Source organism: Nitrococcus sp., assembly GCF_059432795.1.
The window spans coordinates 1-8009 of the sequence record NZ_JBXWZQ010000217.1 but is presented as its reverse complement, the minus strand read 5'-3'; the positions used below and the strand labels follow the sequence as shown (position 1 = coordinate 8009).

11 protein-coding genes are annotated in these 8009 nt (G+C 61.8%); 4 read left to right on the top strand and 7 right to left on the bottom strand.

Annotated features, from left to right (window positions below):
* The coding region (locus tag AC52Q4_RS15515; RefSeq protein ID WP_495537704.1) for a hypothetical protein at positions 1 to 200 on the bottom strand (200 nt) is incomplete at its 3' end.
* Positions 201 to 354: 154 nt separating this feature from the next.
* Here AC52Q4_RS15515 and AC52Q4_RS15510 point away from each other — a divergent pair.
* Positions 355 to 1233: a hypothetical protein gene (locus AC52Q4_RS15510; RefSeq protein ID WP_495537703.1), complete on the top strand. Its 879-nt coding sequence runs from the start codon at positions 355 to 357 to the stop codon at positions 1231 to 1233.
* A gap of 26 nt (positions 1234 to 1259) precedes the next feature.
* Positions 1260 to 2123: a hypothetical protein gene (locus tag AC52Q4_RS15505; RefSeq protein WP_495537702.1), complete on the top strand. Its 864-nt coding sequence runs from the start codon at positions 1260 to 1262 to the stop codon at positions 2121 to 2123.
* Between the two features lie 17 nt (positions 2124 to 2140).
* Here the strand turns inward: AC52Q4_RS15505 and AC52Q4_RS15500 are convergent, their stop codons facing one another.
* Positions 2141 to 2659, bottom strand: coding sequence for a hypothetical protein (locus AC52Q4_RS15500; RefSeq protein ID WP_495537701.1), 519 nt, complete (start codon positions 2657 to 2659; stop codon positions 2141 to 2143).
* A 28-nt stretch (positions 2660 to 2687) separates the two neighbouring features.
* Positions 2688 to 3677 (bottom strand): esterase/lipase family protein, encoded by a 990-nt coding sequence (locus AC52Q4_RS15495; RefSeq protein ID WP_495537700.1) that lies wholly within the window; start codon positions 3675 to 3677, stop codon positions 2688 to 2690.
* A 110-nt stretch (positions 3678 to 3787) separates the two neighbouring features.
* On the opposite strand from AC52Q4_RS15495, the gene AC52Q4_RS15490 reads away from it, so the two are divergent.
* The gene (locus AC52Q4_RS15490; protein WP_495537699.1) at positions 3788 to 4471 is read left to right on the top strand and encodes an SOS response-associated peptidase; all 684 of its coding nucleotides are present in this window, start codon (positions 3788 to 3790) and stop codon (positions 4469 to 4471) included.
* 166 nt (positions 4472 to 4637) lie between these two features.
* On the top strand, positions 4638 to 5240 hold the full coding sequence (locus AC52Q4_RS15485; RefSeq protein WP_495537698.1) for a CHRD domain-containing protein: 603 nt from the start codon (positions 4638 to 4640) through the stop codon (positions 5238 to 5240).
* A gap of 478 nt (positions 5241 to 5718) precedes the next feature.
* On the opposite strand, the gene AC52Q4_RS15480 is transcribed toward AC52Q4_RS15485, so the two are convergent.
* The 4 genes from AC52Q4_RS15480 to AC52Q4_RS15465 form a co-directional block, all read right to left on the bottom strand.
* Positions 5719 to 6051 (bottom strand): DUF5615 family PIN-like protein, encoded by a 333-nt coding sequence (locus AC52Q4_RS15480; protein WP_495537697.1) that lies wholly within the window; start codon positions 6049 to 6051, stop codon positions 5719 to 5721.
* Positions 6048 to 6275: a DUF433 domain-containing protein gene (locus AC52Q4_RS15475; RefSeq protein WP_495537696.1), complete on the bottom strand. Its 228-nt coding sequence runs from the start codon at positions 6273 to 6275 to the stop codon at positions 6048 to 6050. The genes AC52Q4_RS15480 and AC52Q4_RS15475 overlap by 4 nt, the downstream gene beginning before the upstream one ends.
* A gap of 511 nt (positions 6276 to 6786) precedes the next feature.
* Positions 6787 to 7548: an ABC transporter permease gene (locus AC52Q4_RS15470; protein ID WP_495537695.1), complete on the bottom strand. Its 762-nt coding sequence runs from the start codon at positions 7546 to 7548 to the stop codon at positions 6787 to 6789.
* Positions 7545 to 8009, bottom strand: a 465-nt coding sequence (locus tag AC52Q4_RS15465; protein ID WP_495537694.1) for a DrrA family ABC transporter ATP-binding protein, incomplete at its 5' end; no start/stop codon positions are given. The genes AC52Q4_RS15465 and AC52Q4_RS15470, both read right to left, overlap by 4 nt.

Here is an 8009-nt window from a genome sequence, read left to right as displayed (position 1 = left end):
TTGGAAAGGTAGCAATGGATGTGCATCGCGGCCACTGCGTGCCCGGAACCGTCTGCACCGAGAAACAGCCGCTGGCGCGATCCGTGCCACTTCGGTTGGGCGGTTTGGCTGAAGGCCGTGGTGTTGTGTGACTCGCTCGCCGCGGTGCCCACGCCGCCTTGCTTCAGGGTCTGCCCTTTGACGGGCGGCTGAGCACTCATGCTGACGGCGCGCTTTGGTAGGTGCCTGATGGCATTGAAGCGCCTTGCTTATCCCTTTGGCGGCTACCCGCTGAGCAGGCTGGGCGTTCGGCAGCACATGCCCGTAAACAACGATTCACGGCCAAAGCGCCGGCAATCGCCCAAGGCGGCAACCATGCCCGGATGGGACGAGCCTGTATACGAGAACAAAAAGAAACGTCACCCGATACGCCGTGGGCGCCTCTTCCTGGTGCGACATCCTCGGGCCGCCCGTGTTGGCAAGCTCGGGGCGTGGGCCGTGTTGCTCTCGGTTTTGACGGCCTGCGGTTCGTTGAAGCTCGTGCCCATCCAAATGGCTCGAGTCGGGCAGGTCGAAGTCTATGAGCAGACGTTCGATTTCGCCAAGCAACCCAGTGAACCGGCCTTCAGCGCGCCGTGGAAGCGGGACCGCTGGCTGAACCAGCGCATCGACACGGACCTGAGCATTCTGGTCGGCCCCAAGAACTGGCAGACGCTAAAGGATCTCTACGGTCTCGGCACCATGCGCGAGGAACTGGTGAACGGCGACCTCGTGATCCGCGGATACATCAACATGGTCCTCTCGCTCGACCCGAACGACGTCGATCGCTTCTACATCGACGGCAACGGACGGTTCTCACTCGTGCGTGAGCGCACCGGCGAGATCCTGCTCAGCGGCGACTTCTACACGCTGAACAACCGATACACCCTCGAGCAGCTCGAGCGCGGCCACATCGACGTCGACATCCAGCAGGTCATCACGCGGATTCCGGGGCAACACACCTACCTGCAGAAATCCAAAGTACGCTACCGCATCCAAATCGACCCCGAGGGCCAGGCGCATCAGGTCTACCGCATCGACTACGCCAAGCGTCACGGTGTGTACCTCCTCGATGACGACCCCGTGCTGGCGCGCACCAAGGAGCTGCGCCGCATCGGATTCCTGCGGTTCAGCGACGCACATGGCGCGGCCAAGCTGCTGGACTTGCGCGGCCGCGGATATCTGCGCGATGACTACGAGCGTCTGGCGCACTAGCAAGCCCTGCAAGCGAGGGACGAGCCGTGGTGGACGGAGGAGACGAGACCGGCGAGCGAGACGACGCAACGGCCCGCGCGGAGCCTGACTCGCCACCCCGGGACCCGCTGGAGGCCGCCGTCGCGCGGGCCGTGCGGCAAATCGACGACGAGGCGCAGCGGGTCGCCGTCGAGACCCGTCTCGAGATTCAGGAGAAGACCCGGCGTTGGATCACCGCCTCGGGCACCCTGCTGGCGCTGGTCGTGGGCATGCTGACGCTGTTCGGCTTCAAGGAAGTGTACAACTTCCAAGGCAAGCTCCAGGAGTTAGAAAAAGAGGCGAAACAGCAACTCGCGACCCTCCACGAGGAGATCGCGACCCAAGCGGATGACCTCAGAGGCCGCATTACGGCGCTCGGCAAACAGCTCGACGCGGCCAATGAGGATTTTCAGGGCCAGCTCGCCAAGCTGGAGAAAGCCGAGCGCCGGCTGGACCAGAGCCGATCCCTGCTGCAGGAGGCCGATCGGCTCAACAGCGACTTCGCCGGAGCGCAAGAGCAAGTCGCGCGCCAGCTGAAACAAATCGCCAAGCTGCAGAACTCGTTCTTCGACGTGTTCGTCATTTGCGACGTGCCGCCAAGCCGCCGCCCGGAACTCATCGAACCGCTGCGCCAACGCCTCGAGGCATCCGGCTTCGTCCTCAAGCCGAAGAATATCTACACCAGCACGGTGGACCGCACCGAGGTGCTCTACTACGACGAGTCCCGCCCGGACCAGGTGGGGCTGCTGGTGCGCATCGTGAAGGGCACCCCGCTGGGCAAAAAACTGACCGAGCAGGGCCGCCAGATCAAGGCCCGATTCATCAGCGAGCGCAACCCGCGGGAGCTGCTCATCAAGCTTCGCGCGCTGTGACGCGAAAGCGCTCGCGTTCAGTCCCAGGCGCCGGGACGAATGCGGATTCCGGCGCAGTCAAGCCATTTCTGCGTCCCGCTCGGCAAGGGACACAAATACGCGCCGTCGTCATCCGGCGAGACACGAAGATAGCTCTGCGTTGCGTTCCACCGGTAGGCGACCTCGTGAGTCCTGGGGTCGAGCCGAATATAGAGCCGGTCTCGCAACAGGTCCGCTCCCTCGTAGCGCGAATCCAGGAAAAGCCCCTCGTCGCGGTAATGCGGCTCGATGCGCACATCGAGCGCACCGCGCACGTAACGGTCGCCTTTCTTGCGGCTGGCAGGCGCGGTGTGGAGGAAGCCGGTATAAAGGTGCGTTGCCTGCCTCTTCTCCTGAGCCCCGGCGGCGATCGGCACGCTCACGGCGCTCAACGTCGCTTCCCGGCGCTGGTGGATATAGGAGTGCAGCCCGCGGATGGCGACCGTCACCTCGACGAGCAGGTAATCGACCTCGCCGTCCGGCTGCTGGCCGGGCAGCGCGCTTGCCGTGATGCTCATGGGCTCGAGCTGGAGCTCGTAGCGCAGGCTACCGAAGAGAAAGCGATCGAGGTTCTGAAAGCCCGCTTCGCTGTTGACCAGCCCGTACGGCCCGGAATGGGAGCGATAGATATGCGCCCGCGACGCGCCCTTGACATAGGCGTTCTCCAACGCCACCAGGCCGTCGCTGCCCGGTCCGACGGTCGCCCGGGACGCCCCGGACCGGGTAGTCCTGCCAGTTCGTGCCCACGACGCAGAAAATGCGCTCGCGTGGCAGCCCGCCGCGCGCCGGCTGGTAGGTGTGCAGCGGCTCCTCCTCGCTCAGTGAAAGGTACTTGCGCATGCGCTGCTCACCAAAGGCATCGGAGCCGCGCCAGCCGATCAGATCGCGAATATCCTCAACCCACCCCAGGCCGTCGCGAAAGCTGATACCGCGGTGTGGCGTGCCGTAGGTAAAAAGCTTGTTCACCGCCACCGGCGTGATGCCGCGCAACGCGGAGCCCTCGAAAAGCTTCTGGTACTGCAGGTAGCACCGGGCCACCAGCCCGCCCATGCTGTGGGCGACGAGATTGACCTTGAAATCCGCCGGCGCGCCGCAGGCCTTGCGGACTTGATCCAGAAACACCGCGAGCTGCTCGGCATAACGCTCGATGTCCTCCTCGGGGCGCTCACCGCCGCGCAGCCGTGATTCGGCGTCGTAGAAGCGAAACGTCCACAGCGTCTTGCGCCACTCACGCGCCGCACTCCCGGCGATGGGCTGGTTTTGATGGTCCACGTAGCGGCCGAACGCATCCAGATAGCCGCGATCCTTGATCAGCCGAACCACCGGGCTCTCGAAGATGAACATGGCCGGTTTGGCGTCCCGGCGCTGCTTGATCTGCGTCGAGCCGAGATTGAATCCGTAGTAAGGGCTGTTGAACGCCGCCTCGACCTCGGACTTGCTCAAGGCGTACCCGCGGATGTAGACGATCGGAAAAAAGGCCCCCATGAACGACACCCCAGCGCGATTGGAAAGGAAAGACTCGAACGTACTACGCACCGATTGCAAACGCCATCGCACGCATTTTTCTGTAATTTAACAAACGGGCACCCGCGTTCACGACCGGGGCCAAGTTGAATGCTCCGCGCGCAGGCCGCAAGCTGGATACCATGTGCGGTCGCTACGATCTGTCCGGAAACATCCAGGACCTGCTGCGAATGTTCGGCATTGAGGTGGCGGCCGAAGGCGACTCGGCGCCCCGCTACAATATCGCGCCCACGCAGGAGATTCTTACGATCCACGCCGGCGAGGACGGCCGGCCGCTTATGGCGTGGTCGCATTGGGGCTTCAAACCCCGCTACGCGGAGGATAAGGCAAACGCCCCGGCCCCGATCAACGCGCGTGCCGAGAAAGTGGCGGAATCCGCTTACTTTCGCAGCGCTTTCGCCAGACGCCGCGCTATCATTCCGGCGCACGGATGGTATGAATGGTGCGAGGAAGCCGGCCGTAAGCAGCCCTACCGGTTCACGCGCCGCGATGGCCTCCCGCTGCTGCTGGCCGGGCTCTGGACGCCGAGCGCAAAGGCACCCGGCGAGCGCGCCGCCATCATCACCGAGCCGGCCCGAGGCTTTGCCCGCCGGGTCCACCCGCGCATGCCCGTGGTGCTGAGCGAGGCCTGCTGGCCCGACTGGCTCGCACCAGAGCTCACGCAGCGCAACGCGATCCGCGCCGCGATCGCTGCACTACCCGTGGAGCAGCTCCGCGCCTATCCCGTCTCGCCACGCGTGGGCAACCCTCGCAACGACGACGCCGCACTGATCGAGGCTTGCGGAGAGGATCTCCCGCCGACCTAGGGCGACACGTCGTGCGAATCTCCGCCACGCTGCAACCGCCAGGCCGCCGCTCGGCGCTTAGCGGCGATCCGCCGATGAGCGGACTGGCTTTTTTGCCAGCTAGCGACTATATGATTGAAAAGCGGAGACTCCAGGGTACTGGCAAGCCGGGTGCGGAGGTACGGTCATGAAAGCGTTGCTGATGACCCTGCTGACGGTGTTGAGCTTGGGCGCATGGAGTCATGCGCACGCGGTGATGGTCTTTGATGCCAATCTCAGCGGTGCCCAGGAAGTCCCACCCGTTACGAGCCCCGCCAGCGGTTCCGCGGAGCTGACCCTCAACGACGCACAGACCGAACTGGAGATTCTGATCTCGATAGCCGGTCTGGATTTGGACGGCAACCAGACGCCGGGTGTCGACGATGACAACGTCGTCGCCGCACATATCCATCGGGCTCCCGCAGGGACCAACGGCCCCGTCATCTTCGGGTTCATCTCCCCGAACAGCGACACCGACAACGATCTGTCGATCGATGCCGCGGCCGGCACGATCTTCAGCGTCTGGGACGGCGCGGAAGGCGAAGGCACGACGCTCACCGCCGAGCTGACCAACCTCATGAGCAGCGGTTTGTATCTCAACATCCACACCCCGGCTTTCCCCGGCGGCGAAATTCGCGGACAGATCACACCGTCGGTGGCCATCCCCGAACCGGCCGTCCTCGGCCTGTTCGGCATCGGGCTTGTCGGCCTTGCGTTATCGTCCACGGCCAGGCGACGCGTCGGCGCTTAGACTCGGCACCCGCATTATTTATTCGTTTCGCTCAGCTGAAAAGGGGACCACCTCTGATGGAACATCAACAGATGGAACATAAACATGGAGGGCCTTTCGAGGCTGGTTCTGCGAGAAGGATCTAATGCGGTAATTGTAAGCAAACGAATTTAGCAGTTGCCCGATTCTGCGAATGATGTGGCCCTCAGTTCAAACGAGAAGACGCGTGACGTAGCGTTTTAACCTACGGCAGACCGCGCACCTGTGCCGAATGCCGCCCCCCGACAGTGGTCATTCACAAGGGGCGGCCAATTAAGGTCTTCATTTGCTTTCGTGATCATGCTGCAATCGGGGGATTGATCCCGGATCGGGTTTTATCGGGTATTCCCCGGAAGTCCGAGATCGGGCGGTTCGCATGATGTTCGACCACTAGGCGCAATATGACTCACGGTGTGCAGATGTGGCGAAACTCGGCGGCACGGCGGCAAACCCTAAGCAATCAATACAACATCAGAAGGAACAGGTTTTCTGTTCTCGCCAGATGCTCAATATGCGTTGCATCGCGGCGCAGAATATCCTCGATTTCCGTGGTTGAGCAGTTGCCCCGCCGAACCCATACAATCTTGGCGGAATGACCGCGCAACAACCCTGGTTCGAAGAAATCAGAGTCCTTGCTCACCAGGATAAAGCCCTCCCGTTCGGCAAAATCGAGCAAGATGGTATCGGGTGCCTGCGAGAGACCAAAGTGCTGCACGTGGGCCGAACCGGGGAAAAAGTCGTGAAGTCTCTTTGCAAGGCGTGGGGAAAGGTTCTGGTCAAAAAGGAGCCTCACACCGGTATCGACAGCATGTGTTTTTCACGGTCGGCAGCGAAAGCGAGACACGCCTGGATATCCTCGCGGGTTAGGTATGGGAAGTCGGCCAAGATTTCGTCCGTGCTCATGCCGGAAGCGAGGTAATCCAGAACGTCATAAACGGTGATTCGCATCCCGCGCACGCAGGGTTTACCACCGCATTTCCCTGCCTCGATGGTAATGATGCTGCGGTAGTCGACCATGTTGCAGTATGTTCCTTAGGGCAATGAAGATTCGCTCATACGAGCGTGCGGCAACGTTCAAAGGCTTCAATGAGCTCTTTTTTCCTCTTGATCTGGCTTACTCATTTCGGACCGTCCGCTTTCTGGGCTTATGGCTGGATTACACCAGCAACCCTGATTACACTTCAGTTTAACATCGGTATTGCGTTTTCAGCATCGTTGATCACCCGGCTTCGAGACTCGGATACCGTGCCCTGCTCGGCTTCAAGGCCCAGAGCCGTCGATGGCCAAATTGCCGTGCAAGCCGACGGAGCCGCTCAGGCGGGCCGACAACGCGCGAGAAACGCTGCCGGTAGTCGCACACTGTCTCGGCCCATGCATTTTCGTCGATGCCTGCTCACCGGGAAACGCCTGCCCATCTTGCTCACCACCGATGTATCACCTACCGCTACCCAGCTAGTAGTGGGTTATTTTTGTACTTTGTCGATCTGAGAGCGAGCTTAACGGCGGCCTGCCGGCTCGGGAAAGAAAGTTACGCCTTGAGCCGGTAGCCCGTCTTGAAGATCCAGCCCACGAGGGCCAGGCACAGCCCCAGAAACATCAAAATCATGACCAGGCTCGCGGCCACGCTCACATCGGCGAGCCCGTAGAAACTCCAACGGAATCCGCTGATCAGATACACCACCGGGTTGAACAGCGTGAGCGTCTGCCAAAACGGCGGCAGCATGTCCACGGAATAGAAACTGCCGCCGAGAAAGGTCAACGGTGTGATGACCAGCAACGGGACGAGCTGCAACTTCTCGAAGTTGTCGGCCCAGATGCCGATGATGAAGCCCAAGAGGCTGAACGTCAGCGCCGTGAGCAGGAGGAAGACGAGCATCCACACCGGATGCTTGATCTCGAACGGCACGAAGAGGCTCGCTGTCGCCAGGATGATCAGCCCCAGAATGACCGACTTGGTCGCCGCCGCCCCGACGTAGCCGAGCACGACCTCGAAATACGAAACGGGCGCCGAGAGAATTTCGTAGATGGTCCCGGAAAATCTCGGAAAATAGATTCCAAAGGACGCGTTCGACACGCTCTGGGTGAGGAGCATGAGCATGATCAGCCCCGGCACGATGAACGCGCCGTAGCTCACTCCGCCGACCTCGGTGATGCGCGAGCCGATCGCCGCGCCGAATACGACGAAATAAAGCGAGGTCGAGATCACCGGGGAGACGATGCTCTGCAGCAGGGTGCGCCCAGTGCGGGCCATTTCGAATCGATAAATCGCCTGCACCGCATGCCTGTTCATCGCTGTTCTTCCCTCAACAGGCTGACGAAGATCTGTTCCAGCGAGCTCTGCTTTGTGCGCAGATCATTGAACCGGATACCCGCCTCGTGGAGGTCGCTGAGCAAAGCGGTGACATTCGTGCGCTCATCGTGCGGGTCGTAAGTATAGACAAGCTCCTGACCGTCGCGCGAGAGCTCGAGCGCGTGGGCATCGAGTGCCGCCGGGAGGTGATCAAGCGCGCTTTCCAGCTGCAATATCAGACGCTTGCGCCCGAGCTTGTGCATCAACTCGGTTTTCTCCTCCACCAGGATGAGCTCGCCTTGGCGCATCACCCCGACCCGGTCGGCCATCTCCTCGGCCTCCTCGATATAGTGCGTGGTGAGAATGATGGTCACGCCGCTTGCACGCAGCGCGCGGACCAGCTGCCACATCTCGCGACGCAGATCGACGTCGACACCCGCCGTCGGCTCGTCGAGAAACAG

Bases quoted from the DNA above. Each gene is read 5' to 3' on its own strand.
- AC52Q4_RS15510 (WP_495537703.1), top strand. From the start codon at position 355: ATGCCCGGATGGGACGAGCCTGTATACGAGAACAAAAAGAAACGTCAC.
- AC52Q4_RS15500 (WP_495537701.1), bottom strand. From the start codon at position 2,659: ATGAGCATCACGGCAAGCGCGCTGCCCGGCCAGCAGCCGGACGGCGAG.
- AC52Q4_RS15490 (WP_495537699.1), top strand. From the start codon at position 3,788: ATGTGCGGTCGCTACGATCTGTCCGGAAACATCCAGGACCTGCTGCGA.
- AC52Q4_RS15485 (WP_495537698.1), top strand. From the start codon at position 4,638: ATGAAAGCGTTGCTGATGACCCTGCTGACGGTGTTGAGCTTGGGCGCA.
- AC52Q4_RS15475 (WP_495537696.1), bottom strand. From the start codon at position 6,275: ATGGTCGACTACCGCAGCATCATTACCATCGAGGCAGGGAAATGCGGT.
- AC52Q4_RS15470 (WP_495537695.1), bottom strand. From the start codon at position 7,548: ATGAACAGGCATGCGGTGCAGGCGATTTATCGATTCGAAATGGCCCGC.